The organism is Streptomyces camelliae, from assembly GCF_027625935.1.
Classification (GTDB): Bacteria; Actinomycetota; Actinomycetes; order Streptomycetales; family Streptomycetaceae; genus Streptomyces; species Streptomyces camelliae.
This window is the reverse complement of the sequence record NZ_CP115300.1, coordinates 3,232,190-3,256,717: the sequence shown is the minus strand read 5'-3', so window position 1 is coordinate 3,256,717 and position 24,528 is coordinate 3,232,190. Positions and strand designations below refer to the sequence as shown.

Annotated in this window: 21 protein-coding genes and 2 tRNA genes; 14 read left to right on the top strand and 9 right to left on the bottom strand. The window is 71.9% G+C overall.

Annotation, left to right across the window (positions count from 1 at the left end; translation table 11 throughout):
- The first annotated feature begins 68 nt into the window (after nt 1–68).
- From O1G22_RS14650 to O1G22_RS14640, 3 genes are read left to right on the top strand one after another with little or no spacing between them, the layout of a single operon-like run.
- A complete protein-coding gene (locus tag O1G22_RS14650; protein ID WP_270081758.1) occupies nt 69–1,862 on the top strand; it encodes a TerD family protein in 1,794 nt (597 codons plus the stop codon).
- An 11-nt stretch (nt 1,863–1,873) separates the two neighbouring features.
- Nucleotides 1,874–2,554: an AIM24 family protein gene (locus tag O1G22_RS14645; protein ID WP_270081757.1), complete on the top strand. Its 681-nt coding sequence runs from the start codon at nt 1,874–1,876 to the stop codon at nt 2,552–2,554.
- A 17-nt stretch (nt 2,555–2,571) separates the two neighbouring features.
- Complete coding sequence (locus O1G22_RS14640; protein WP_225098485.1) at nt 2,572–3,327, top strand: AIM24 family protein; 756 nt, start codon at nt 2,572–2,574, stop codon at nt 3,325–3,327.
- 360 nt (nt 3,328–3,687) lie between these two features.
- On the opposite strand, the gene O1G22_RS14635 is transcribed toward O1G22_RS14640, so the two are convergent.
- Both O1G22_RS14635 and O1G22_RS14630 read right to left on the bottom strand, forming a co-directional pair.
- Nucleotides 3,688–4,209, bottom strand: a complete 522-nt coding sequence (locus O1G22_RS14635; protein WP_270081756.1) for an NUDIX hydrolase — start codon at nt 4,207–4,209, stop codon at nt 3,688–3,690.
- On the bottom strand, nt 4,206–5,636 hold the full coding sequence (locus O1G22_RS14630) for a zinc-dependent metalloprotease (RefSeq protein WP_225098483.1): 1,431 nt from the start codon (nt 5,634–5,636) through the stop codon (nt 4,206–4,208). The genes O1G22_RS14635 and O1G22_RS14630 overlap by 4 nt, the downstream gene beginning before the upstream one ends.
- A 192-nt stretch (nt 5,637–5,828) precedes the next feature.
- On the opposite strand from O1G22_RS14630, the gene O1G22_RS14625 reads away from it, so the two are divergent.
- The 4 genes from O1G22_RS14625 to O1G22_RS14610 all read left to right on the top strand — a co-directional run bounded on the left by O1G22_RS14625 (nt 5,829) and on the right by O1G22_RS14610 (nt 8,978).
- On the top strand, nt 5,829–6,941 hold the full coding sequence (locus O1G22_RS14625) for an SDR family oxidoreductase (RefSeq protein ID WP_270081755.1): 1,113 nt from the start codon (nt 5,829–5,831) through the stop codon (nt 6,939–6,941).
- Between the two features lie 115 nt (nt 6,942–7,056).
- Nucleotides 7,057–7,518, top strand: coding sequence for a molybdenum cofactor biosynthesis protein MoaE (locus O1G22_RS14620; protein WP_270081754.1), 462 nt, complete (start codon nt 7,057–7,059; stop codon nt 7,516–7,518).
- Nucleotides 7,519–7,657: 139 nt separating this feature from the next.
- Entirely contained in the window at nt 7,658–7,855 is a 198-nt protein-coding gene (locus O1G22_RS14615) for a hypothetical protein (protein ID WP_225098480.1), read from the top strand.
- 25 nt (nt 7,856–7,880) lie between these two features.
- Nucleotides 7,881–8,978 (top strand): YlbL family protein, encoded by a 1,098-nt coding sequence (locus O1G22_RS14610; protein WP_270081753.1) that lies wholly within the window; start codon nt 7,881–7,883, stop codon nt 8,976–8,978.
- Nucleotides 8,979–9,064: 86 nt separating this feature from the next.
- On the opposite strand, the gene O1G22_RS14605 is transcribed toward O1G22_RS14610, so the two are convergent.
- The gene (locus tag O1G22_RS14605) at nt 9,065–9,607 is read right to left on the bottom strand and encodes a PPA1309 family protein (RefSeq protein WP_270081752.1); all 543 of its coding nucleotides are present in this window, start codon (nt 9,605–9,607) and stop codon (nt 9,065–9,067) included.
- Nucleotides 9,608–9,775: 168 nt separating this feature from the next.
- Here O1G22_RS14605 and O1G22_RS14600 point away from each other — a divergent pair, with 168 nt between their 5' ends.
- The 4 genes from O1G22_RS14600 to O1G22_RS14585 all read left to right on the top strand — a co-directional run bounded on the left by O1G22_RS14600 (nt 9,776) and on the right by O1G22_RS14585 (nt 15,059).
- Complete coding sequence (locus tag O1G22_RS14600) at nt 9,776–12,676, top strand: UPF0182 family membrane protein (protein ID WP_270086418.1); 2,901 nt, start codon at nt 9,776–9,778, stop codon at nt 12,674–12,676.
- A 41-nt stretch (nt 12,677–12,717) separates the two neighbouring features.
- Nucleotides 12,718–12,791: transfer RNA gene (locus O1G22_RS14595), tRNA-Met, on the top strand.
- A gap of 204 nt (nt 12,792–12,995) precedes the next feature.
- On the top strand, nt 12,996–14,909 hold the full coding sequence (locus tag O1G22_RS14590) for a tetratricopeptide repeat protein (RefSeq protein ID WP_270081751.1): 1,914 nt from the start codon (nt 12,996–12,998) through the stop codon (nt 14,907–14,909).
- 76 nt (nt 14,910–14,985) lie between these two features.
- Nucleotides 14,986–15,059 (top strand) — tRNA-Met (locus tag O1G22_RS14585).
- Nucleotides 15,060–15,167: 108 nt separating this feature from the next.
- Here the strand turns inward: O1G22_RS14585 and O1G22_RS14580 are convergent.
- On the bottom strand, nt 15,168–15,584 hold the full coding sequence (locus O1G22_RS14580; protein WP_270081750.1) for a Fur family transcriptional regulator: 417 nt from the start codon (nt 15,582–15,584) through the stop codon (nt 15,168–15,170).
- A gap of 135 nt (nt 15,585–15,719) precedes the next feature.
- On the opposite strand from O1G22_RS14580, the gene O1G22_RS14575 reads away from it, so the two are divergent.
- Nucleotides 15,720–17,171: a catalase gene (locus tag O1G22_RS14575; protein ID WP_270081749.1), complete on the top strand. Its 1,452-nt coding sequence runs from the start codon at nt 15,720–15,722 to the stop codon at nt 17,169–17,171.
- Nucleotides 17,172–17,272: 101 nt separating this feature from the next.
- Here O1G22_RS14575 and O1G22_RS14570 read toward each other — a convergent pair whose 3' ends face one another.
- On the bottom strand, nt 17,273–17,668 hold the full coding sequence (locus O1G22_RS14570; RefSeq protein WP_270081748.1) for a CBS domain-containing protein: 396 nt from the start codon (nt 17,666–17,668) through the stop codon (nt 17,273–17,275).
- A 139-nt stretch (nt 17,669–17,807) separates the two neighbouring features.
- Nucleotides 17,808–18,608, bottom strand: a complete 801-nt coding sequence (gene hisN / locus O1G22_RS14565) for a histidinol-phosphatase (protein WP_270081747.1) — start codon at nt 18,606–18,608, stop codon at nt 17,808–17,810.
- Nucleotides 18,609–18,790: 182 nt separating this feature from the next.
- Between hisN and O1G22_RS14560 the strand changes: the two genes are divergently transcribed.
- Together O1G22_RS14560 and O1G22_RS14555 are read left to right on the top strand one after the other, a co-directional pair.
- The gene (locus tag O1G22_RS14560) at nt 18,791–19,396 is read left to right on the top strand and encodes a TetR/AcrR family transcriptional regulator (protein ID WP_270086417.1); all 606 of its coding nucleotides are present in this window, start codon (nt 18,791–18,793) and stop codon (nt 19,394–19,396) included.
- A 112-nt stretch (nt 19,397–19,508) separates the two neighbouring features.
- The gene (locus O1G22_RS14555; protein WP_270081746.1) at nt 19,509–21,815 is read left to right on the top strand and encodes a WD40 repeat domain-containing protein; all 2,307 of its coding nucleotides are present in this window, start codon (nt 19,509–19,511) and stop codon (nt 21,813–21,815) included.
- Here O1G22_RS14555 and O1G22_RS14550 read toward each other — a convergent pair.
- The 3 genes from O1G22_RS14550 to aroA all read right to left on the bottom strand — a co-directional run bounded on the left by O1G22_RS14550 (nt 21,769) and on the right by aroA (nt 24,515).
- On the bottom strand, nt 21,769–22,092 hold the full coding sequence (locus tag O1G22_RS14550) for a DMT family transporter (RefSeq protein ID WP_270081745.1): 324 nt from the start codon (nt 22,090–22,092) through the stop codon (nt 21,769–21,771). The genes O1G22_RS14555 and O1G22_RS14550 overlap by 47 nt on opposite strands.
- An 84-nt stretch (nt 22,093–22,176) precedes the next feature.
- The gene (gene rsgA / locus O1G22_RS14545) at nt 22,177–23,187 is read right to left on the bottom strand and encodes a ribosome small subunit-dependent GTPase A (RefSeq protein ID WP_270081744.1); all 1,011 of its coding nucleotides are present in this window, start codon (nt 23,185–23,187) and stop codon (nt 22,177–22,179) included.
- A gap of 11 nt (nt 23,188–23,198) precedes the next feature.
- Entirely contained in the window at nt 23,199–24,515 is a 1,317-nt protein-coding gene (gene aroA, locus O1G22_RS14540; RefSeq protein WP_270081743.1) for a 3-phosphoshikimate 1-carboxyvinyltransferase, read from the bottom strand.
- Nucleotides 24,516–24,528 lie beyond the last annotated feature (13 nt).

Sequence of the window (24,528 nt, the reverse complement as noted above, 5' to 3'; positions counted from 1 at the left end):
CGTTGTCGGACTTTGCCGTTAGCCTGGCGCGACGCACTCACATTCGGGATGGGGGACGGTCGTAACGCATGGCCAGGGAATTCCAACGGGGCCACAAGGCCAGGATCAGTGACCTCACGGCGGGCACGGATCTGTACGTAGGCGTGCAGATCTCCGCCCCCGGACTGACCTTCGACATCAGCTGCTTCGGTCTGGACGGCGACGAGCGCCTCTCGGACGACCGGTACTTCGTCTTCTTCAACCAGCCGAAGTCCCCCGAGGAGTCCCTCCAACTGCTGGGTGCCCAGGCGGGCGACACGGAGTCGTTCCGGGTCACCCTGGACCGGATCCCCTCGCACATCCGCAAGCTGTCCTTCACCGCGACCATCGACGGCGCCGGGCAGATGTCGCAGGTCGCCCCCGGCTACCTGCGCATCGTGGCGGGCGGCGAGGAGGTCGCGCGGTACTCGTTCAACGGCGCGGAGTTCTCCACCGAGCGGGCCGTGATGCTCGGTGACATCTACCTCAAGGACGTGTGGCGGTTCGCCGCCGTCGGACAGGGCTTCGACGGTGGTCTGGAGGCGCTGCTGAAGAACTTCGGCGGCGAGGTGCTGGAGGAGGAGGCCCCCGCCACCCCGCAGCAGTCGCAGCCGCAGCAGCCGCAGACCGGCGCCGCCCCCGGCTTCGCCCCGCCCGCCCAGGCCACAGCCCCGCCCGCGTTCGCCGCCCCGGCCGCCCCCGCCCCCGCACCACAGTCCGCCGCTGCCCAGGGCTTCGCCCCGCCGGCCGGTGGCACGCCCCCGCAGGGCTTCGCCGCACCGACCGGCCACACGCCCCCGCAGGGCTTCACCCCGCAGCCCGGTCAGATCCCGCCCGGCCAGACCCCGCCCCCGGCCCCTGCGCCGAACGTGCACGGCGCGCCCACGGTCATCGCCCCCCTGAGCCCGCCCGCCGCCGGTACGGTCCAGCCGCCCGCCCCGGCCCCCGCGCCGTACGGTAAGCCGCCTCAGCAGCAGCCGTACGGCCAGCCTCCGCAGCAGCCGTCGTACGGCGGTCAGCCGGGCGCGCCGATGCCGCCGGGCTACGGGCAGCAGCAGCCCTCCTACGGCGGCCAGCCGGGCGCCCCCATGCCCCCCGGCTACGGCCAGCAGCAGCCCTACGGTCAGGTCCCCGGGCAGCAGCCGGCCGGCTACGGAGTGCCGCAGGGCGCCCCGCAGGCCGGTGCCGGGGTCACGGCCGCGCTCCAGATGTTCAAGGAGACGCCCACCGGGCAGCGCTGGACGCTGCAGAACAAGAAGCTCGTCCGGGTCGACCTCGGCATCGGCGGGCAGCCCGTGCTGGCCCGGCAGGGCAGCATGGTGCTTTACCAGGGCAAGGTCGACTTCAGCTACAAGGGCGCCGGATTCGCCGGGCGCATCGTCGGTCACGCCACCGGCCAGGAGATGCAGCTGATGCGCTGCACCGGCCAGGGCCAGGTGTTCCTCGCCGAGAACGCCACCCAGCTGCACCCCATCGAGCTCCAGGGCGACGCGATCTGCGTGTCCTCGGAGAACGTCCTCGCCTTCGACGAGAGCCTGCACCACGAGGTCCGCCGGATCGAGGGCCACGGCATCCCCGGCGGCGCGCTGTTCACCATGCAGTTCCAGGGCACCGGGACGATCGTCGTCAAGACGCACGGCACGCCCGTCGTCCTGCCGGTCACGCCGACCACCTTCGCCGACTGCAACGCCGTCGTCGCCTGGTCGGCCGCCTCCCAGGTGATCGTCTCCAGCCAGGTCCGCATGCGCCGCAACGCCTACCCGGGCGACACCGGAGAGAGCGTCAACCTCCAGTTCCGGGGGGCGCCCGGCAACTTCATCGTCGTCCAGCCGTACGAGGTCTGAGGGAGCCCGTCATGAACCAGCCGCTCGCGGGCTACGCCCCCGCACCCGTCACCGCCCGCATGGAGAACCACGGCCAGCACATGCTGAAGGTCGCCATGCAGACCGGAAACGACCTCCTCGCGCGCGTGGGGTCGATGGTCGCCTACGAAGGCTTCGTCCAGTACGAGCCGAACCCGCCGGCCGTGCGCCAGATCGCCCGGGACTGGATCACCGGCGAGGGCGCGCCCCTGATGAAGTGCACCGGTGACGGACTGCTCTACCTCGCCGACTACGGCGCCAACGTCGTCGTGATCAATCTCAACGGCGACGGCATTTCCGTCAACGCGACCAACCTCCTCGCCTTCGACGCCCACCTGAGCTGGGGCGTGGAGCGGGTCAAGGGTCTGGCGAAGTTCGCCGGGCAGGGGCTGTGGAACACCAAGATCTCCGGGCAGGGCTGGGTCGCGCTGACCTCCCGGGGCACGCCGATCGTCGTCGACTGCGGCGGCGGCGAGGACGAGACGTACGTCGACCCCGACGCGCTGGTCGCCTGGTCGCCGAACCTGAAGGTGCGGGGCAAGCGCAGCTTCAAGGCGCAGTCGCTGATCGGCCGGGGCAGCGGCGAGGCCTACCAGATGGCCTTCTCCGGCCAGGGCATCGTCGTCGTCCAGCCCAGCGAGGACAGCACCGACCGCCTCCGGATCCGGGGCTGAGGGGGAGCCAGAACGTCATGCAGAGCCCGCTTTTCGCGCACAACGACCTCCAGACGCAGGAACGCTGGAGCCTTCAGAACTCACAGCTGCTCCGCGTCACCCTGCAGGGCCACGACGACATCCTCGCCCGCAAGGGCAGCATGGTCGCCTACCAGGGGCTGATGGAGTTCGACGCCGAGTACCAGAGCAACAACCAGGCACGCGCGCGTGCGTACACCGGCGAGGGCCTGGACCTGATGCGCTGTCACGGACAGGGCACGGTCTACCTCGCCAACCTCGCCCAGCACGTGCACATCATGGACGTCGAGCAGGACGGGCTGACCGTCGACAGCTCCTACGTCCTCGCCATGGACTCCTCGCTGCACCACGAGGTCATCGCCGTCGACAGCCTCTACGGCATCTCCGGCTCCGGGAAGTACCAGCTGAACATCACCGGGCACGGCAAGGTCGCCCTGATGACCTCGGGCGCGCCGCTGCTGATGCAGGTCACGCCGGACCGGTACGTCAACTGCGACGCGGACGCGATCGTCGCCTGGTCCACGGGGCTGCGGGTGCAGATGCAGGCCCAGACGCACTCCTCCGGGGTGTGGCGCCGGCGCGGCAACACCGGTGAGGGCTGGGAGCTGAGCTTCATGGGGACCGGGTTCGCGCTCGTCCAGCCCAGCGAGCTGCTGCCGCCGCAGAACGCGGTGATCGGGTCGGGCATCGCCGCCCAGTTCGGCATGGGCCAGCAGGGGGCGCGCGGGCAGAACCAGGGGAACGTCTGGAGCTAGGGGGTGTCGTTTGGATCATCCCGGCGTCGCGGGCCCTGACACGCACATCTGCGGCGTTGTCGTCGGTCGCCGACTCCCCCACGCTCGGCTTCTCCCCCACGCTCGGCTTCTCCCCCACGCTCGGCTTCGCTCGCGCGGGGGGACCCCCAGCGCGGGAGGGGCCCCCATCGCGGGGGACCCCCATCGCGTCGCCCGCCGCGGCAGCGGCTGATGTCACGGCCTCCTCCGCCTTGCAGCTGCACGCACCAGAGCCCGCTCGGGTCGGCCGGTCCGCACCGTTCGTCACGGCCGGCCTGATCCAAACGACACCCCCTAGCCGCCGGTGCGGGGTGACCGCGAAGGCGGCCACCCCGCACACCGTCAGAGCCTGGCGCGGGTCGCTTCCAGCAGCCGTACGACCGACTCGTCCGCTGCGTCTGCCACCTCGTCGTAGGCGAACCAGCGCAGGTCGAGGGACTCGTCGCTGATCGTATGCACCGCTCCCGGCGGGGCCAGGACCGCGTACTGGACGTCGAAGTGCCAGTGACACGGCGCCGGGATCGGGTGCCGGTCCAGGCGGACCGGGCCGCCGGGCAGCAGCGACAGCCCGGCGACGCCGGACTCCTCGGTCGCCTCCCGCAGGGCCGCCGCCTCCAGCGAGGTGTCCTCCGGCTCGCAGTGGCCGCCCATCTGCAGCCACATCCGGAGCTTCTTGTGGAGTGTCAGCAGCACGCGCTCGCGCGAGGGGTCGATCACCAGGGCGCTCGCCGTGATGTGGCCCGCGTGACATGCCTTCCACAGGCCGTCCGGGTGGGCCGCCAGATGGTCCAGATAGGCCTGGCACAGCTCTTCCTGGCCCTCGTACGCCTTCAGCACGAGGACCGCGTCGTCGTACAGGCTCACTCGGCGTCGTCGCCCTTGCTGCCGTCGTCCTTCTTGTGCAGGTCGGGCTTGTCGGCGGCTTCCCCGAGCATCTTGTCCAGCTCGGAGAAGTCCAGCTGCTCGCGGTGCACGAAGCCGTCCGGGTCGTCCAGGTCGGTCGCCGTCGGCAGCATGTCCGGGTGGGCCCACAGGCCGTCGCGGCCGTCGACCCCGCGCGCGTCCGTGAGCGAGGCCCACAGGCGGGAGGCGTCGCGCAGCCGGCGCGGGCGCAGCTCCAGGCCGATCAGCGTGGCGAACGTCTGCTCCGCCGGGCCACCGGTCGCGCGGCGCCGGCGCAGGGTCTCGCGCAGCGCGTCGGCGGACGACAGCCGCGGCTTCGCGGCCGCGTGCACCACCGCGTCCACCCAGCCCTCGACAAGCGCCAGAGCCGTCTCCAGACGCGCCAGGGCGGCCTTCTGCTCGGGCGTGTCCTCGGGCTGGAACATGCCCTGCTGCAGCGCGTCCTGCAGCTGCTCGGGGTTCTGCGGGTCGAACTGGCCGACCACGTCCTCCAGCTTGGCGGTGTCGACCTTGATCCCGCGCGCGTAGCCGTCGACCGCGCCGAACAGGTGCGAGCGCAGCCACGGCACGTGCGCGAACAGGCGCTGGTGGGCCGCCTCGCGCAGGGCCAGATACAGCCGCACCTCCTCCTGCGGCACACCGAGGTCCTTGCCGAAGGCCTCCACGTTGGCCGGGAGCAGCGCGGCCTTGCCGGCCGGGCCGAGCGGCAGGCCGATGTCGGTGGAGCCGACGACCTCACCCGCGAGCACGCCGACGGCCTGACCGATCTGCGTGCCGAACATGGCGCCGCCCATCGAGCGCATCATGCCGATCAGCGGGCCCGCCATGGCCTGCATCTCCTCCGGCAGGACATCGCCCATGGCCGCGCCGACCCGCTCGGCGACCGGGTCGACCAGCTCCTGCCACGCGGGCAGCGTCGCCTCGACCCATTCCGCGCGGGACCAGGCCACCGCCGAGGCGGAGCCCGACGGCAGGGACGTCGCGTCGTCCAGCCACAGGTCGGCCAGGCGGACGGCCTCCTCGACGGCCTTGCGCTCGGAGGGGCCGACGCTGGCGTCCTTCGTGCCGTCCGGGCTGCCCTGGGCGACCGTCTGGCGGGCGATCTGCTTGGCCATCTCCCAGTTCACCGGGCCGCCCTCGTAGGAGAGCATCTGGCCGAGCTGCTGGAACGCGGCGCCCAGGTCGGTGGGGTTCAGGGAACCGAACATCGCTGCGAGCGGATTGTCGGCGCCGGGACCGCCCAAGCCCCCGGCTCCGGGCAGGCCGCCGAAGCCGAACGGGTTGGCCGGTCCCTGACCACCACCGCTCTGCTGGTCCTTCTTCTTGCCCTCGTCGCCGTCGTCCGGCTCCTCCGGCGGAAGGCCGAATCCGAATGGGGTGTCACTCACGGGATTCCTCGGCTGGTAAGGCCACCGGTCTGTCTCCGGCGGCGCGGCTGCCCGACAACACCACCCAGCGTAGACACCTGGACCCGATCGGGCCTCGGTGCTTCGCCCACGGAAGGCCTGCGGCAGGATGGATGCACCTGGTACGTACGCGTCACTCGCGCCCGTATTGAAGACAACCGCTGGAGACGCCCGGTGAGTTCCCCAGATCCGCAGGTTCGCGCAGCGCGAAACCCGTCAACCCCTCCCGCAGCGCGCGGACCCGTCGTAGCGGTCACCGGCGCCGCCGGCGGGGTCGGCGCCCTGCTCACCGAGCGGCTCGCCGCCTCCGAGGAGATCAAGCAGGTCATCGCGATCGACGAGCGGCGCGGCGAGTGCGCCGAGGCGCAGTGGCACATCCTCGACGTCCGCGACCCGGCCATCGCGGACAAGCTGCGGGGCGCCCACGTGGTCGTCCACCTCGCGCTCGACCTGGACCTGGAGACCGATCCGGCCGCTCGCACCGCTTACAACGTCCGGGGGACCCAGACCGTCCTCACGGCCGCCGCGGCCGCCGGCGTGCACCGGGTCGTGCTGTGCACCTCGGCGATGGTCTACGGCGCCCTGCCGGACAACGAGCTGCCGCTGTCGGAGGACGCCGAGCTGCGCGCGACCGCCGAGGCCACCGGCGTCGGGGACCTGCTGGAGATCGAGCGGCTGGCCCGGCGCGCGCCACGCGCGCATCCCGGGCTCAACGTCACCGTCGTACGGCCCGCCGTGCTGGTCGGGGGAACGGACACCGCGCTGACCCGGTACTTCGAGTCGCCGCGGCTGCTCGTCGTCGCCGGGTCGCGGCCCGCGTGGCAGTTCTGCCATGTCGAGGACCTGTGCGGCGCGCTGGAGTACGCCGTGCTGGAGAAGGTCGACGGGGAGCTGGCCGTCGGCTGCGACGGGTGGCTGGAGCAGGAGGAGGTCGAGGAGCTGAGCGGGATCCGGCGGATGGAGCTGCCGTCGGCGGTCGCGCTCGGCGCCGCGGCCCGGCTGCACCGGATCGGGCTCACGCCGTCCCCGGCCGGGGACCTGGCCTACACGATGTACCCCTGGGTGGTCAGCGGGAGCAGGCTGCACGACGCCGGGTGGCGGCCGCGCTGGACCAACGAGGAGGTCCTCGCGGAGCTGCTGGAGGAGGTCTCCGGGCGGCACACGGTGGCCGGGCGCCGGCTCGGCCGCAAGGACGCCACGGCCGCCGGTGCGGCCGGGGCCACGGTGGCCCTGCTGGGCGCCGCCGCCGTCGTACGGCGGGCTCGCAAGGCTCGGCGGCGCCTCTGACCAGGCCGCCGGCCCCGGTCGGCCGGTGACTGTAGAAGCATCCAAGACGCCTCACGCGCGTGCCTGGTGAATCTCGTATTCCCCGTTGTCACAGGCGTGCGGCACGATGGGGGACATGGCACACGTGAACGACCATCCCGGTGAGCGGGCGGCGCAGGATCCCATCAAGCTGATCGCCGTCCGGGAGACCGCGCTCTCCGTGGACGAGGTGTTCCGGGCCGTCGGGGACGACGCGGCCGGGGGCGTCGCGCTGTTCGTGGGGACCGTGCGGAACCACGACTCGGGCGCCGACGTGGACGCGCTCGGATACTCCTGCCACCCCAGTGCCGAGGCCGAGATGCGGCGCATAGCGGAGAAGGTCGCGGCCGACTATCCGGTACGGGCGCTGGCCGCCGTGCACCGGGTGGGGGACCTCCGGGTGGGAGACCTCGCCGTGGTCGTCGGCGTGTCGTGCCCGCACCGCGCGGAGGCCTTCGAGGCCTGCCGCAAGCTGATCGACGACCTCAAGCACGAGGTTCCGATCTGGAAGCACCAGAGGTTCTCCGACGGAACCGAGGAGTGGGTCGGGGCCTGCTGAGGTACCGCTGAGGTCGGTCACCTGGAGCAATCCTGCCCCTCCGGTTGCGTAACCGGCCCCCTGGCGTGAGCGTTGTCAGTGCGGATGGTTAATCTGCTGATCAGTCAGTTGCGACGCTCATGAGCGTTGGGAGGTCGGCATGGGGGCGCTTGTCTGGCTGCTGATTCCGCTTCTGGCCGCGATCGGTGGCGGGCTCTGGGGCAGCTGGGCCAATCGGACCCGCAAGGTGCGCGGTGACGGGCCCGAGCTGGACGGCTATGCCCGGTTCCGCGCGGCGATGGAGAAGCCCACCCGGGCGCCGGCGGAGCCTGACGGGGGTGCCCTGACGGGCCGCTGACAGAGGCGTCCCGTACTGTCATGGCATGCCACGCCGCACCGCGACGATGCTCGCCTCCACCCTGATGCTGATCGCGCTCCTGTGCGCCGGAGTGCTCATCCCCGTGCCCTACGCGGAGATGTCGCCCGGCCCGACCGTGAACACGCTGGGGGAGCACGACGGCGAGCCGGTGCTGCAGATCAACGGGCACAAGACGTACGAGGCGAGCGGCCACCTGAACATGACCACGGTCCGGGTGACCAGCGCGGACTTCCGCATGAACCTGGTGGAGGCGGTCTACGGCTGGCTGGACCCCGACACCAAGATCGTGCCGCACGACACGCTCTACCCGAACGGCACGACGGAGGAGCAGTCCACCCAGCAGAACGCCGAGGAGTTCAGCCAGTCCCAGGAGAGCGCCAAGGTCGCCGCCCTGAAGGAGCTGGGCATCCCGGTGAAGTCCTGGGTGATCGTCTCCACCGTCGTCAAGGGCTCCCCGGCCGAGGGCAAACTGCACGCCGGTGACGTGATCAAGGCCGTCGACGGCACGGCGGTCAAGCAGCCGTCCGACGTCGCCACGCTCGTCACGAAGCACAAGGCCGGCCAGGACGTCGTCTTCACCGTCGTCCCCGCCAAGGACCAGGCCGCCGCGGAGAAGGCGCACAAGACGGCGACCGCGACCCAGGACGTCACCCTCACCACGAAGGCGTCCGACGACAGCGGGCCCAAGCGGGCCATCGTCGGCATCTCCGCCGGGACCGACCACACCTTTCCGTTCACCATCGACATCAAGCTCGCCGACGTCGGCGGCCCCAGTGCCGGTCTGATGTTCGCCCTCGGGATCTACGACAAGCTCACCCCGGGCGACCTCACGGGCGGCAAGTTCGTCGCCGGCACCGGGACGATCGACGACAACGGCACCGTCGGCCCGATCGGCGGCGTCGAGATGAAGACCGTCGGCGCGCGCGAGCGGGGCGCCCAGTACTTCCTGACCCCCGCCGACAACTGCGCGGCCGCCGCCAAGGACACCCCGGGCGGGCTGACGCTGGTGAAGGTCAAGACGATCGGCGACGCGCTCGGCGCCCTCAAGGACATCCGCACCGGGAACACCGGCGCGCTGCCCAGGTGCACCACCAAGGGCTGAGCCGCCCGCCCGTGACACACGGCTGGGGGCGCCCCCCGAGGCAGGGGCGCCCCCATCGCCGTACCGAGAGAACCGGAGAGAGGCGGTCAGTCCGCGAACGTCGCCGTCAGGGCCTCCGCCAGGGCGGGCACCAGGTCCGGGCCGGTGAGGACCTCCGTCGGGGTGTCCTTCTCGCGCAGCCGGATCGCCGACTCGCGGCTGCCGTCGCGCAGCACCGCGACCGTCATCCGCACCTCCTGGCGCTCGGGGTGCTGGGCGACCCACTTGGCCAGCTTGGCCTCGCTCAGGTTCTGCGGGACCTGCGCCTCGGCGGACGGCGGCAGCATCAGGCGCTCCACCGAGAGCGCGCAGCCGGCCACCGCGTCGGGCCAGGCGATGGTGCCGAGGAAGTCGTCGAGCGGCTTGCCGGACGGGAGCTCGTCCTGCTCGATCGGGGTGAGACCGGCGGTCTCGGACTCGGCCTCCAGGCCCAGCTGGGCCGCGAGCGCGGGTTCCTGGGTCCGCAGCCGCGCGGTGTCGACAAGGGCGAAGAGGCGAGCGGGCTGGTCCCAGCCGAGGCCGGAGACGTACTCGTCGATTTCGAGTACGGCCCGGGTGAGCGGGCTCGCTGCCATGGGAGTGTTGGACATGGTCACAATCCTGCCTCCTTCATGGCCGGAATCGGGAACCGAGCAAACCGTGAGTAAGTTGCATAGGTGTGGGTCCGCGATCACGGGGGGCCACGACGGGTCCGCGAACACGAGGGCCTGACTGACGGATCGACAGCGAACTTCGAGGTGCGCACCTTGGCTTTCCAGATGCCGGACCGCGGCGGAGGCCCGACGGGGCCACGGATCAGAGCGGGCCGCCCGACCCGGGGGGTCCGGACCCTGCTCATGACACTGGGCGTCCTGGCCGTCCTCGGCATGGCGTTCACCATGTTCGCGGGCTTCTGGACGGACTGGCTGTGGTACCGGTCGGTGCACTACTCGTCGGTGTTCACGACCACGCTGTGGACCAAGATCGGGCTGTTCTTCGTCTTCGGTCTGCTGATGGCGGTCGCCGTCGGGCTCAACATCTGGATCGCGCACCGGCTGCGGCCCCCGCTGAGCGCCATGTCCATGGAGCAGCAGAGCCTCGACCGGTACCGGATGGGCATCGCGCCGTACAAGAAGTGGCTGCTGCTCGCCGTCACCGCGCTCGTCGGGCTGATCGCGGGCGCCTCCGCGGCCGGCCAGTGGCGGCTGTGGCTGATGTGGGTCAACGGCGTGCCCTTCCATCAGAAGGACCCGCAGTTCCACCTCGACGTCTCCTTCTATGCCTTCGACCTGCCCTGGTACCGCTTCCTGCTGGGCTTCGGCTTCGCCGCCGCCATCCTGAGCCTGATCGCCGCCGCGCTCACGCACTACCTGTACGGCGGGCTGCGCCTGACCAGCCCCGGCGCGCGGGCCACCGCCGCCGCGACCGGGCATCTGTCGGTGCTGCTCGGCATCTTCGTCGCCCTCAAGGCGGTCGCCTACTGGCTCGACCGCTACGGCCTGGCCGTCAAGTCCAGCGACTTCAAGGCGACCGGCAACTGGACCGGCCTGCGCTACGTCGACGCCAACGCCTATCTGCCGGCGAAGACGATCCTGTTCTGCATCGCCGTCATCTGCGCGCTGCTGTTCTTCGCCACCCTGTGGCGGCGCACCTGGCAGCTGCCCGTCATCGGCTTCGGCCTGATGGTCCTGTCGGCGATCCTCATCGGCGGGCTCTACCCGGCGATCGTGCAGAAGTTCCAGGTCCAGCCCAACGAGCAGGCCAAGGAAGCCCCGTACGTCCAGAAGAACCTCAAGGCGACCCGTGAGGCGTACGGCATCGACGACGCCAAGGTCACCGAGTACTCCGGTCAGTCCTCGACGAAGGACACGACCAAGCTGCGCGACGACGCGAACGACGCGGCGAGCATCCGCATCATGGACCCGAACATCGTCTCGCCGACGTTCCAGCAGCTGCAGCAGATGAAGAACTACTACGCCTTCCCGACCAACCTGGACGTCGACCGGTACAGCGCCAAGGACGGCAAGAACGGCAAGGATCAAGACACGGTCATCGGTCTGCGCGAACTGAACCTGGACGGCATCCCGAAGAACAACTGGATCAACGACCACTTCCGCTACACGCACGGCTACGGCGTGGTCGCCGCCAAGGGCACCGCCGCCGACGACCAGGGCCAGCCGGTCTTCACCGAGTCCGACATGCCGTCCACGGGTGACCTCGGCACCTATGAGCAGCGGATCTACTACGGCGAGAAGACCACCACCTACTCGATCGTCGGCGGTCCCCAGCAGGAGATCGACTACACCGACAACGACGGCGAGAAGACCACCAGTTACCAGGGCGGGAGCGGGGTCAACCTCGACAACCCGATCAACCGGGCCGCGTACGCGGTGGCGTTCAACGAGCCGCAGATCCTCTACTCGGGCGCGATCGGCAAGGGTTCGCGGATCCTGTACAACCGCACGCCCAAGGAGCGCGTCGAGGCGGTCGCCCCCTGGCTGACCATCGACGGCGACGCCTACCCGGCGGTCGTGAAGGGCCGTATCCAGTGGATCGTCGACGCGTACACGACGTCCAACGGCTACCCCTACTCCTCCCGTACGACCCTCGGTGACACGACGGCCGACTCACTGACCGCCGCGAACAACAACCGCGCGGTGGTGGCCCAGCAGAACCAGGTCAACTACATCCGCAACTCGGTGAAGGCGACCGTCGACGCCTACACCGGCGAGGTCAAGCTCTACCAGTGGGACACCCAGGACCCGGTGCTGAAGACCTGGATGAAGGCCTTCCCGGGCACGGTGCAGCCGAGGAGCGCCATCTCCGGGGACCTGATGGCCCATCTGCGGTATCCGCAGGACCTGTTCAAGGTCCAGCGCGAGCTGCTCACCCGTTACCACGTGACGGACGCGCAGACGTTCCTCACCGGCAGCGAGGTCTGGCAGGTGCCGGACGACCCGACCAACAAGTCGGGCAGCGCGGTGCCGCCGTACTACCTGAGCATGAAGATGCCCGACCAGAGCCAGCAGGCGTTCTCGCTGTCGACGACGTTCACACCCAACGGCCGGGACAATCTCAGCGCGTTCATGACGGTCGACTCCGAAGCCGGCAGCGGTGACTACGGCAAGATCAGAATCCTGAAACTGCCGACGAGCACGACGGTCGACGGACCCAAGCAGGTACAGAGCCAGTTCAACTCCGAACAGGACATCGCCGCCGCGATCAGACTCCTCAAGGGCGGCGACTCCGACATCGAGTACGGCAACCTGCTGACCGTGCCGCTGGACGGAGGACTGCTTTATGTGGAGCCGGTCTACGTACGCGGCGGCGGGCTGAAGTACCCGCTGCTGCGCAAGGTGCTGGTCACCTACGAGGGCAGGACGGCGTTCGAGAACACCCTCGACGCGGCCCTCGACAAGGTCTTCGGTACGACGGCTTCGACCACCCCGCCACCGGACACCGGCACCACCAAGCCGCCCGCCTCCGCCAATCCGACCGTCCAACAGGCCCTGAACGACGCCCAGAAGGCCTTCGACGCGGGGCAACAGGCCCTGCAGAACCCGAACGGGCCGGACTGGACCGCGTACGACAAGGCCCAGAAGGATCTGAAGGCCGCGCTGAAGCGGGCGGCGGACGCCGAGGCCAAGGCCGGCAAGAGCGGGACGGGAAGCAAGAGTTGATCAAGGACACCCCGCGCCGTGGTACGGTTACCGAGCAACGGCGCGGGGTGGAGCAGCTCGGTAGCTCGCTGGGCTCATAACCCAGAGGTCGCAGGTTCAAATCCTGTCCCCGCTACTGCGATCGAAGGCCCGGATCCCAAGGGATCCGGGCCTTCGTGGTGTGCGAACTCAAGTGCGGAAAGGAGGTACGGCCGCGCCGCCGTGAGGAGTTGAGGGGGGTGTGTTTGACTTGTCGTCCTGTGGGCATGTCGACAAAACGCTGAAGTGACCTCACGGGCTGCGGTATACCGGGTGTACCCAGGTTGCAGGTGGTGCGACGATGGACGTTATGGGGGACAAGGCAACTCTGTTCGAGTCAGGGCGATTTGTGCAGCCTTCCGGTGAGGAGCCGACCCGCGACGAGCTGAGCGACATGGGGGACGCCGCCGAGGAGGTACGCTTCGGACTCGCCGCGCAGAGCGGCGACGCCGAGGCCGCGAGTGTCCTCGGAAGCCTGCTGCTGCGCCGCGGCGACCTCGACGGAGCCGAACCCCAGCTGCGGGCCGCCACCGCGGCCGGTGACCGTGCCGCCGCCAACAATCTCGGCGTCCTGCTGCACCAGCGCGGCTACCCCGACGAGGCCGCCGGCTGGTGGCGCGTCGCCGCCGTCGCGGGTTCCGCCGCCGCCGCGCACGCCCTCGGCCGCTATCACCGCGAACGCGGGGACGAGCCCGCCGCCGAGTACTGGCTGCGCCAGTCCGCCGAGCAGGGCCATGCCCTCGGTGCCTATGCCCTCGCCGACCTGCTGGAGCACCGCGGGGACGTCGGGGCCGAGCACTGGATGCGCGCCGCCGCCGAGCGCGGCCACCGGGAGGCGGCGTACCGGCTGGCGCGCGCGCTCGACCGCAGGGCCGGACACGAGGAGGCCGATCTCCGGGGCGGAGGTGCGCCGGCCCATCGGAGCGCTGGTGGCAACGGTGTCCAGGAGGGGGCCGGCCGCACGTCCGGTCAGGGTGGTCGTACGGAGGAGACCGGCGGTGACAACGCTGTCGCCGAGGCCGAGCAGTGGTACCGGCAGGCCGCCGCGCGCGGTCACCGGCGGGCCGCGCTGCACCTCGGCGCGATCCTGGAGAAGCGGGGCGAGCTGAAGGAGGCCGGGCGCTGGTATCTGACCTCGGCCAAGGACGGCGAGGCCCGCGCCGCCTGTGCGCTGGGCTTCCTGCTGCGCGACGCCGGGGACACCGAGAGCGCGGCCGTGTGGTGGCTGCGCGCCGCCCAGGAGGGCGACGGCAACGCGGCCAACGCGCTCGGCGCGCTGCACGCCGAGCGCGGTGAGACGCAGACCGCCGAGCGCTGGTACCGGGCGGCGCTGGACGCGGGCGACGACAACGGCGCGTACAACCTCGGGCTGCTCTGCGCAGAGCAGGGGCGCACCGCGCAGGCCGAGCAGTGGTACCGGCGGGCCGCCTACGCCGGACACCGGGAGGCCGCGAACGCCCTCGCCATCCTGCTGCTCCAGCACGGCGACACCACCGGCGCCGAGCCGTGGTTCTCCAAGGCCGCCGAGGCCGGCAGCGTGGACGCCGCGTTCAACCTCGGGATCCTCTACGCCGGGCGCGGCGAGGAGACCATGGCCCTGCGCTGGTACGAACGGGCCGCTGCCGCCGGGCACACCGAGGCCGCGCTCCAGGTCGGCATCGCCCGGCTGCGCGAGGGCGACGAGCAGGAGGCCGAGCGGCATCTGCGGTGCGCGGCGGGCGGCGGCAGCGCGGAGGGCGCGTACCGGCTGGCCGCACTGCTCGACGCCCGCCGGCCGCCGGAGCCCGCGCACGAGCTGGGCGAGATCGTGCACGAGAAGACCGAGTGCGAGGAGTGGTACGAGCGCGCCGCCACGCAGGGCCACCGGCGGGCGCAAGTGCGGGTCGGCATGCTGGCCGCCGCCCGGGGTGACGTGGTCGAGGCGGCGCGGTGGTACCGGGCGGCGGCCGAGGCCGGGTCGCGCAACGGTGCCTTCAACCTGGGGCTGCTCCTGGCCCGGGAGGGCAGCGAGCCGGAGGCGGCGGTCTGGTGGACCCGCGCCGCGGACGCCGGGCACGGCCGGGCGGCACTCCGGCTGGCCCTTGTCTACGCGCGTCGGGGCGAGCTGGCGGAGGGGCAGCGCTGGGCCGACCGGGCGGTGGCCCTCGGACCCGCGGAGGTCACGGAGCGGGCGGGACGGCTCAGGGACGCGCTGCGCGAGGAACTCTCGGCGTGAAGAAGTGAGCCCCGCCACGTCTCCGGTAACTGATTTGCCTCGGTCCACCTCCCTCACGTAATGTCGTGTTCACCGACGCGGGGTGGAGCAGCTCGGTAGCTCGCTGGGCTCATAACCCAGAGGTCGCAGGTTCAAATCCTGTCCCCGCTACTGAAGGCCTAGGGCCGGAATCCAGAGATGGATTCCGGCCCTAGGTGCGTTCGGGAGCAGAAAAGTTCGGGAGCGGAAAGGAGAGAGGGGGGCTTGCGCCCCCCTGTCTCAGGAACCGGCGCAGTCCGGGCACAGCCCCCGGTACGTCACCTCGACGTCCGACACCGTGAAGCCGAAGCGCTCCGTGTCGGGGAGGTCGGCGAGCGGGTTGCCCGTCGGGTGGACGTCGCGGATCGCGCCGCAGTGGGCGCAGACCAGGTGGTGGTGCGGGCGGTGCGCGTTCGGGTCGTACCGCTTCGCACGCTTGTCCGTCGAGACTTCCAGCACCTCGCCGAGGGAGACCAGCTCGCCCAGGGTGTTGTAGACGGTCGCCCGGGAGATCTCCGGGAGCTTCGCGACAGCGCGCGCATGGACCTCGTCGGCCGTGAGGTGGACGTGCTCGCCGTCCAGGACCTCGGCCACCACGCGCCGCTGCGCGGTCATCCGCCATCCGCGTCCACGCAGCCGTTCCAGAAGGTCGCTCATGGCTACCAGCCTAACAGGAGGGGGGACCAGGACGGGAATAGGTGTGAGATTGGACCAGCATTTGACTTAGATCTAGTCTAATGTAGGATCCGGAACGGCTTTAGTCGCAGGACAGGTATGACGCAGGAGGCGCACGTGACGCAGGGACCGCTCACCACGGAGGCCGGTGCCCCGGTCGCCGACAACCAGAACAGCGAGACGGCAGGCGTCGGTGGGCCGGTGCTGGTCCAGGACCAGCTGCTGCTGGAGAAGCTCGCCCACTTCAACCGGGAGCGCATTCCCGAGCGTGTGGTGCACGCGCGGGGTGCGGGTGCGTACGGCACCTTCACGGTGACGGCGGACGTCACGCCGTACACCAGGGCCGCCTTCCTCTCCGAGGCCGGCAAGGAGACCGAGGTCTTCCTGCGCTTCTCGACCGTGGCCGGAAACCTCGGCGCGGCGGACGCCGTCCGCGACCCGCGTGGCTTCGCGCTGAAGTTCTACACCGAGGAGGGCAACTACGACCTCGTCGGCAACAACACCCCGGTGTTCTTCATCCGGGACGCGATCAAGTTCCCGGACTTCATCCACACCCAGAAGCGCGACCCGTACACGGGCTCCACGGAGGCCGACAACGTCTGGGACTTCTGGGGGCTCAGCCCCGAGTCGACCCACCAGGTGACCTGGCTGTTCGGCGACCGGGGCATCCCGGCGTCGTACCGGCACATGGACGGCTTCGGCTCGCACACCTACCAGTGGAACAACGAGGCCGGCGAGGTCTTCTGGGTCAAGTACCACTTCAAGACCGACCAGGGGATCAAGAACCTCACCCAGGCGGAGGCCGACCGGATCGCCGGCGCGGACCCGGACTCCCACCAGCGCGACCTGCGCGAGGCCATCGAGCGCGGCGAGTTCCCGAGCTGGACCGTGGGCGTGCAGATCATGCCGGCGGCGGACGCGGCGACGTACCGCTTCAACCCGTTCGACCTGACCAAGGTGTGGCCGCACGCGGACTACCCGGTCGTCGAGATCGGCAAGCTGGAGCTGAACCGCAACCCGCAGAACATCTTCGCCGAGGTCGAGCAGTCGGTCTTCAGCCCCGCGCACTTCGTGCCGGGCATCGGCCCGTCCCCCGACAAGATGCTCCAGGGCCGCCTCTTCGCGTACGGCGACGCCCACCGCTACCGCGTCGGCATCAACGCCGACCATCTGCCGGTGAACCGCCCGCACGCCACCGAGGCGCGCACCAATTCCCGGGACGGCTTCCTGTACGACGGCCGGCACGGTGGGGCGAAGAACTACGAGCCGAACAGCTTCGGCGGGCCGCGGCAGACGGGCCGTGCGCTGTGGCAGCCCGTCTCCGTCGCCGGCGCCACCGGCGACCACCCGACCCCGGTGCACGCCGAGGACGACGACTTCGTCCAGGCGGGCAACCTCTACCGGCTGATGGCGGAGGACGAGAAGGAGCGGCTGGTCGCCAACCTGGCGGGCTTCATCGCCAAGGTGTCGAAGGACGAGATCGCCGAGCGTGCGATCGGCAACTTCGGACGCGCCGACGCCGACTTCGGCAAGCGACTGGAAGCGGCCGTGCGGGAGCTGCGCGGCTGAGCCGCGCCTGAGACGGCGGCACGCCTCCGTGCTGCTCGGCGGGCCGGACCCCACGGTGCTCGGGGTCCGGCCCGTTCCGCGTCTGCCCCCGTTGCGCACGCTCAGCGGGCCGGTGCGGGCGCGCGGGCCGGGAGCCAGCAGCGGATGATGTCGCGGACCGAGACGATGCCGGCCACCTCGCCGCCGTCCAGGACGACCAGGTGCCGGAAGCCGCCGTGGGTCATGGCGCGGGCGGCCTCCTGGAGGGTCCAGGCGGGGGCGGCGAAGACGACGTCGGTGGTGGTGTGGGCATGGACGGGTTCGGTGTCCGGGTTCTGGCCGAGGCCGACGGAGTCGAGGATGTCGCGTTCGGTCAGGATGCCGATGCCGCCGGCGTCCGGGTCGAGGACCACGGCGGCGCCGGTGCGGCGTGCGGACATCAGGGTGGCTGCCTGGCGGAGGGTGTGGGTGGGGCCGACGGTGAGGATCACCGTGCTCATGGCGTCACGGACGAGCATGGATGGTCCACCTCCTAGGAATCCCGTGCCGGGATTCACAAGTTCACAAATGAGGGTGGGCCCAGAGTGCCAGGTAAAGGGAGAGTCAACAAGAGGGCGCGCGACGCCAGTTGAGGGCGTGCGGGCCGGATCTCCGTGCTCAGCGGCGCGGGTTGAGATACCCCAGCAGCTCGTCGTGGAGCAGGCCGTTGGACGCGGCCGCGTTGCCGCTGTGCGGTCCCGGCCGGCCGTCGAGGCCCGTGAAGCTGCCGCCGGCCTCGGTGACGACGATCGCGTTCGCGGCCATGTCCCACAGGGACAGCTCCGGTTCGGCGCAGATGTCGACCGCGCCCTCGGCGACCAGCATGTAGGGCCAGAAATCGCCGTACGCGCGCGTGCGCCACACCTGGCGGGTGAGGTCCAGGAAGCCGTCGAGGCGGCCCTGCTCCTCCCAGCCGGACAGCGAGGAGTACGCGAAGGAGGCGTCCGCGAGCTTGCCGACCCGGGAGACATGGATCCGGCTCGCCGAGGTGAGGTTACGGCCGGTGAAGGCACCGTGGCCCTTCGCGGCCCACCAGCGGCGGCCCAGCGCGGGGGCGGAGACGACGCCCACGACGGGCTGGTAGCCCCCCTCGCCCGCCTCCATCAGGGAGATGAGCGTGGCCCAGACGGGGACGCCACGGACGTAGTTCTTGGTGCCGTCGATGGGGTCGATCACCCAGCGGCGGGGACCGGTGCCCTCGACGCCGTACTCCTCGCCGAGGACCGCGTCCCGCGGGCGGGCGCGCTGGAGCTGGCCGCGGATGAGTTCCTCCGCCGCCTTGTCGGCCTCGCTCACCGGGGTCATGTCCGGCTTCGTCTCCACCTTCAGGTCGAGGGCCTTGAAGCGGTCCATGGTGGCGGCGTCGGCGGCGTCCGCGAGGACGTGGGCGAGGCGCAGGTCGTCAAGGTAGTCCGGCATGCAGCAAACGGTAGCCGCCGTGCTCGGGGCGGGGCCAGCGGGGCAGGGGCGTGCCCGGTGCGGAGCCGGCGCGGCAGCGCGTACTCCCGCGCACCCTCGACCGTGTACCCCCGCGCACCCTTGACAGTGCATACGGGCGCGTCAACTCTGGGCGCAGAGCTGGTCTGGCCACGGAGGCGATGATGCCTGCTGCCCGGGAGTCACTACTGGACGCCGCCTTCACGGCGCTTGCGCGCCGGCCGTGGTCCGCGGTGCGGATGGTCGACGTCGCCGCGTCGGCCGGAGTGTCCCGGCAGACTCTGTACAACGAGTTCGGCAGCAAGGACGGCCTGGCCCGGGCGCTGGTGCGGCGGGCGGCCGACGGCTACCTCGCCGGGGTCGAGCGGGCGCTCGCCGGTTCCGCCGAGCCCCGCGAGCGGCTCACCGCCGTCGCCGAGTGGACCAGCTCCGCCGCGCGGGAGAACGCGCTGATCCGGGCCATGCTCACCGGCTGCTGGAGCGAGCGGCTGCCCGCCCCGCCGCTCACCGCCGTGCCCTCCGCCTCCGCGGTGCCCGCGCAGCGCCGGGCCGACGGGCCGCTGCCGACGCCCCGCGACTTCGTCCGGATCGTGCGCGACCGCGCGGTCACCGCCCTGGCCGGCCCCGCCGCCACCCCCGTCGACACCGCCGAGCTGACCCACCCCTGCGAACTCGTCGTCCGCCTCGCCCTGTCCTGCGTCGCGGCCCCGCCGGGCGAGGGCGGCGTCGCGGAACTGGTCCGGGCGGTGGTCCCCCAGCGGGCGGCCTGAGCAGCGGACTGCCGTACAGGCGGCGGGAGTTGACGGGCAGGCTCCCGTTTTCAGTTGACGGGTAGGCTCCCCTTTTCAAGGGGGTATCTCCCCCTTTTCGAGGGGGTGTGCGGTGGAGGAGGAACGGCGCAGTGCCGTCGTGTACCGGTCCGTGGCGCACCGGCTCCAGGATCTGGACGACGCGGAACGTGCCCAGCTGCTGTCGCTGGAGGCCGCGCGGTTCGGCTGGCCGGACCTCGTGGCACGGTTCGCCGCCGCGCAGGAGGGTGCGCCCTGGCGGGTCGGCGCCTGGGCGAGCGGGCGCTGGGCCGACGAGCGGATCGTGCACGTGCTGGGCCGCACCGCCGTACACACCGTGACGGCAGTACGGCGCGGGCGGCTGGTGTCCGTGGACGCCGGGCCCTTCGGCGAGGTGCGGGCGGTGGACGTGCTGGACGGGACGGCGGTGGAGCTGTTCAAGGCGCCGCATCCCGCCCGCGTCGTCGGCGTGGTCCCGTACGAGGACCGGGTGCTCCTGCTCACCGGGCACGACCATCCCGACCGCAGCTGGCGGCCCGACCGCGACGGCGACACCCTGCGGGCCTGGGACCTGGAGACGGGGGAGCCGGCCGGGGAGCCGGTGCGGGTGGACCGGGGTCTGCTCACGCACGCGGCCACCGCCCGCCTCGACGGCCGTACCCTCCTGGTCACCGGCGGCTGGGACGGGCTGGTGCGGGTGTGGGACCCGGCGAGCGGCCGGACCGTCGCCGAGCCCGCCGGGGGACACCGGGGCTGGGTGACCGCCGTAGCCACGGCCGAGGTGGCCGGGCGGCCGGTCCTCGTCACGGCCGGCGAACACGACCACGACGTCCGCGTCCGCGACCTGGCCACCGGCCGGCCGGCGGGCCGCGCGCTCACCGGGCACACCGCGCCGGTGTCGGCCGTGGCCACCGTGCAGGCGGGCGGCCGTACCCTCGCCGTCACCGCGGGCATGGACGGCACGGCCCGCGTCTGGGACCTCGCCACCCGGCAGCAGTGCGGCACCCCCTTCACCGGGCACGGCCATGCGGTGAGCGCGGTCGCCGCGGCCGTGGTGGACGGCCGGACCCTCGTCGTCACCGGCGGGCGGGACCGCGCGGTCCGGGTGTGGGACGCGGCCACCGGCACACCGCTCGCCAACGCCTTCACCGGCCACCAGGAGCCGGTGCGCGAGGTGGCGCTGAGCGTTCTCGACGGCCGGCCGGTGGTGGTGGGGGAGGCCACCGACGGGGTGCTGCGCAGCTGGCGGCTGACCGGCCGGCGGCACGGCGGCACCGTGCTCGACGGGCCCGGCCGGCGCGTGGCGTCGCTGACCACGGCGGCCGTGGCCGGCCGCCGGCTCGCGGTCACCGGCCGCCACGACGGCACCGTCGACCTGTGGGACGCGGCCCGCCCGCACCCCGTCGAGCCGCTGCCCGGCCACCCGGGGACGAACCCGGCCGCCCGCCCGGTCACCGTCGAACTGGCCGGGCGCACACTGCTGTTGACGCTGGACCGGGACGGGTTCGTACGGTGCACCGACCTGGCGACCCGCGAGGCGGCCGACGCCCCGCTCGACTGCCGGGACCCGGAGCCGTGCGCCCTCGCGACGGCCGTCGTGGCCGGGCGGGCGCTGCTGTTCGTGGGCACCCGGCGCGGCTCGGTCCGGGTGTTCGACCTGGCCGCCCGGGAGGAGACCGGGCCGCCGCTGGAGACCGCCGACCCGCTGCCCGTCGGGGCGCTCGCGGCCATCGGCACCGACGCCGGGCCACTGGTCGTCACGGGCCACGGCGACCGCACGGTACGGCGCTGGGACCTGGCCGGACGCGCCCCGCTCGGCCCGCCGATGTCCGGTCACTCACGGGCGGTGGACCAGGTCGCGACGGCCTGCCCGGACGGTGTGCCGCTCGCCGTGACCACCGCCGGCTACGACACCCGGCCGCTGGTCTGGGACCTCGCCACGGGCCGTCCGCGCGGCGGGCCGCTGCGCGGTCACCGGCGCCGGATCGCCGCCCTCACGGTCACCACGCTCGGCGGCCGGGTGCTCGCGGTCACCGGCGGCGACGACTGCACCGTGCGCGCCTGGGACCTCGCCGCCCACGCCCCGGCCGGCCGCGCCCTGCACGTCCCGTACCGCGTGCACACCGTGGCCCCGGCCGGGCACGGCACCCTCCTGGTCGGCTTCGGCGCAGAACTGGCGCTCTTCGAACCGGCCCCAGGCCGGCGCCCTGAAGGGGCGCGGGGCTGTATCGACATGCGGCTCCGCCGCGATGGGGGTACCTCCCTGCTCGAACGAAGTCGAGAGCTTGGGGGAGCGACCAGCCACGACGAACCCGCGGACGACGACGGCCCACCACGGCTCTCCCCGCGGAGCGCTAGTGCGCCGACCCCGAGAGCTGGAGGCCGATCACCCCGACGATGACGAAGCTGATCGACACGAGCTTCAGCGTGGACACCAGGTCGCCGAGGAAGACCATGCCGTAGATCGCGGTGCCCGCCGCGCCGATCCCGGTCCACACGGCGTAGGCGGGGCCGACGTCGAGCTTCTTCAGCGAGAGGGTCAGCAGACCGAAGCTGCCCAGCGCGAAGCAGGCGAAGGCGATCGTCGGCCACAGCCGGGTGAACCCGTGGGAGAGCTTCAGGCAGACGGCGAAACCGGTCTCCAGCATCCCGGCCACCACGACCAGCAGCCACGCCATGCGCTGTCCTCCCGTTGATCCGGATCACCGGTTCGGTGCGAGTATGCACTTACCGGCCGTTCACCCGGCCAAACAACGCGGTGGTCAGTCCCCTTCCCGGCGCTCCCGCGTGGCCAGCAGCCGGCGCAGCGAGTACAGCCGGGCCGGATCCGCGTGCCCCTCCTCGACCCAGGCGTCCAGCGCGCAGTCCGGCTCGTCGTGGCTGCACGCGCGCGGGCAGCCCTCCGTGCCGGATTCGAGGTCGGGGAAGGCGTGGATCACGCGGGACGGGTCGATGTGCGCGAGCCCGAAGGAGCGCACGCCCGGGGTGTCGATGACCCAGCCGTCGTCCGCGCTCAGCGGCAGCGCCAGCGCCGAGGTGGTGGTGTGCCGGCCCCGCCCGGTCACTGCGTTGACCTGTCCCGTCGTACGCCGCCGGTCCCGCGGGACGAGCGCGTTGACCAGGGTCGTCTTGCCGACGCCGGAGTGGCCGACGAACGCGGTGACCCGGCCGTCCAGAAGCGTGCGCACCCGGTCCGCCGCGTCCCCGTTCTCCAGCTCCTCGCGGCTGGTGACGACGTACGGGATGTCCAGGTCGCCGTACAGCTCCAGCAGCTTGTCCGGCGGGGCGAGGTCCGACTTCGTCATCACCAGCAGCGGCTCCAGGCCGCCGTCGAACGCGGCCACCAGACAGCGGTCGATGAGGCGGGGGCGCGGCTCGGGGTCGGCGAGGGCCGTGACGATCGCCAGCTGGTCCGCGTTCGCCACGACCACGCGCTCGTACGGATCGTCGTCGTCGGCCGTGCGGCGCAGCACCGAGGAGCGCTCCTCGATGCGCACGATCCGCGCGAGCGTGTCCTTCTTGCCGGACAGATCGCCGACCAGCGCCACCCGGTCGCCCACCACGGCGGCCTTGCGGCCCAGTTCGCGGGCCTTCATCGCCAGGACCGTACGGTCCTCGACCAGACAGGTCAGCCGGCCCCGGTCGACGGTGAGGACCATGCCCTCGGCCGCGTCCTCGTGGGCGGGACGGATATTCGTACGGGGCCGGGTCCCCCTGCGGTTGGGACGGGTGCGGATGTCGTCCTCGTCGGTGTGCTTGCCGTAGCGGCGCATGACGTACGTCCCTACTGCCCGAGCATCCCGGTCCACAGCTCGGGGAAGTCCGGCAGGGTCTTGGCCGTCGTCGCCACGTTCTCGATGAGCACGCCCTCGGCCGCGAGGCCGAGGATCGCGCCGGCGGTCGCCATGCGGTGGTCCTCGTAGGTGTGGAAGGTCCCGCCGTGCAGCGGGCGCGGGCGGATGTGCAGGCCGTCGGCGGTCTCCGTGACGTCACCGCCGAGCTCGTTGATCTCCTTGGTGAGCGCGGCCAGCCGGTCGGTCTCGTGCAGCCGCAGATGGGCCACACCGCGCAGGGTGGAGGGGGAGTCGGCGAGGGCGGCCACGGCCGCGATGCCGGGGGTCAGCTCGCCGACGTCGCCGAGGTCCACATCGATCCCGTGGATGACACCCGAACCGGTGAACACCAGCCCGTAGTCGGTGAGTTCACAGGAGCCGCCCATCTCGGTGAAGATCTCCCGCAGCCGGTCGCCGGGCTGCGTGGTCCGCTCCGGCCAGTCCGGGATCACCACCTTGCCGCCGGTCACCAGCGCCGCCGCCAGGAACGGCTGGGCGTTGGACAGGTCCGGCTCGATCGTCAGGTCCCGGCCGAGCAGCGCGCCCGGCGTCACCCGCCACACGTTCGGCTCGCCGCCCGACTCCGGGGTGTCCACCTGGGCGCCGACCGCGCGCAGCATGTCGACGGTCATCCGGATGTGCGGCATGGAGGGCAGGGTCGCGCCGGTGTGGCGGACCTCGACGCCCTGGTTGAAGCGCGGGCCGGACAGCAGGAGGGCCGACACGAACTGGGAGGACGAGGAGGCGTCGATCGACACCGGGCCGCCGTCCAGCGCCCCGCTGCCGTGCACGGTCAGCGGCAGCGCGCCCCGGCCGTCGTCGTCGATCCGGGCGCCGAGGACGCGCAGCGCGTCGATCACGCCGTTCAGGGGACGCTCGTACGACCGCGGGTCGCCGTCGAACCGGATCGGGCCGTCGGCCAGCGCGGCGACCGGGGGCAGGAAGCGCATCACCGTGCCGGCGTTGCCGACGTCCACCGTGGCCGGGCCGCGCAGGCCGGTGGGCAGCACCCGCCAGGCCTCGCCGGTGCCCTCGGGGCCGACCCCTTCCTCGATCTCGATGCCCATGGCCCGCAGGGCACCGGCCATCAACAGGGTGTCGCGGGAGCGCAGCGGGCGGCGCAGCCAGCCCGGCTCGGAGGCCAGGGCGGCGAGGACCAGGGCGCGGTTGGTGACCGACTTGGACCCCGGCACGTGGACCGTCGCGTCGACGGCTCCGCTCGCGTGCGGGGCGGGCCAGAGTGCGGGAAGGGCGGTGTTCGGGGCCATGGGCCCACTGTAT

Bases quoted from the DNA above. Each gene is read 5' to 3' on its own strand.
- O1G22_RS14615 (WP_225098480.1), top strand. From the start codon at position 7,658: ATGGGGGCGCTTGTCTGGCTGCTGATTCCGCTTCTGGCCGCGATCGGT.
- rsgA (WP_270081744.1), bottom strand. From the start codon at position 23,187: ATGCGCCGCTACGGCAAGCACACCGACGAGGACGACATCCGCACCCGT.
- O1G22_RS14550 (WP_270081745.1), bottom strand. From the start codon at position 22,092: ATGGCGTGGCTGCTGGTCGTGGTGGCCGGGATGCTGGAGACCGGTTTC.
- hisN (WP_270081747.1), bottom strand. From the start codon at position 18,608: ATGCCGGACTACCTTGACGACCTGCGCCTCGCCCACGTCCTCGCGGAC.
- O1G22_RS14620 (WP_270081754.1), top strand. From the start codon at position 7,057: ATGGCACACGTGAACGACCATCCCGGTGAGCGGGCGGCGCAGGATCCC.
- O1G22_RS14600 (WP_270086418.1), top strand. From the start codon at position 9,776: ATGCCGGACCGCGGCGGAGGCCCGACGGGGCCACGGATCAGAGCGGGC.
- O1G22_RS14650 (WP_270081758.1), top strand. From the start codon at position 69: ATGGCCAGGGAATTCCAACGGGGCCACAAGGCCAGGATCAGTGACCTC.
- O1G22_RS14645 (WP_270081757.1), top strand. From the start codon at position 1,874: ATGAACCAGCCGCTCGCGGGCTACGCCCCCGCACCCGTCACCGCCCGC.
- O1G22_RS14610 (WP_270081753.1), top strand. From the start codon at position 7,881: ATGCCACGCCGCACCGCGACGATGCTCGCCTCCACCCTGATGCTGATC.
- O1G22_RS14570 (WP_270081748.1), bottom strand. From the start codon at position 17,668: ATGCTCGTCCGTGACGCCATGAGCACGGTGATCCTCACCGTCGGCCCC.
- O1G22_RS14640 (WP_225098485.1), top strand. From the start codon at position 2,572: ATGCAGAGCCCGCTTTTCGCGCACAACGACCTCCAGACGCAGGAACGC.
- O1G22_RS14580 (WP_270081750.1), bottom strand. From the start codon at position 15,584: ATGAGCGACCTTCTGGAACGGCTGCGTGGACGCGGATGGCGGATGACC.
- O1G22_RS14560 (WP_270086417.1), top strand. From the start codon at position 18,791: ATGCCTGCTGCCCGGGAGTCACTACTGGACGCCGCCTTCACGGCGCTT.
- aroA (WP_270081743.1), bottom strand. From the start codon at position 24,515: ATGGCCCCGAACACCGCCCTTCCCGCACTCTGGCCCGCCCCGCACGCG.
- O1G22_RS14605 (WP_270081752.1), bottom strand. From the start codon at position 9,607: ATGTCCAACACTCCCATGGCAGCGAGCCCGCTCACCCGGGCCGTACTC.
- O1G22_RS14590 (WP_270081751.1), top strand. From the start codon at position 12,996: ATGGACGTTATGGGGGACAAGGCAACTCTGTTCGAGTCAGGGCGATTT.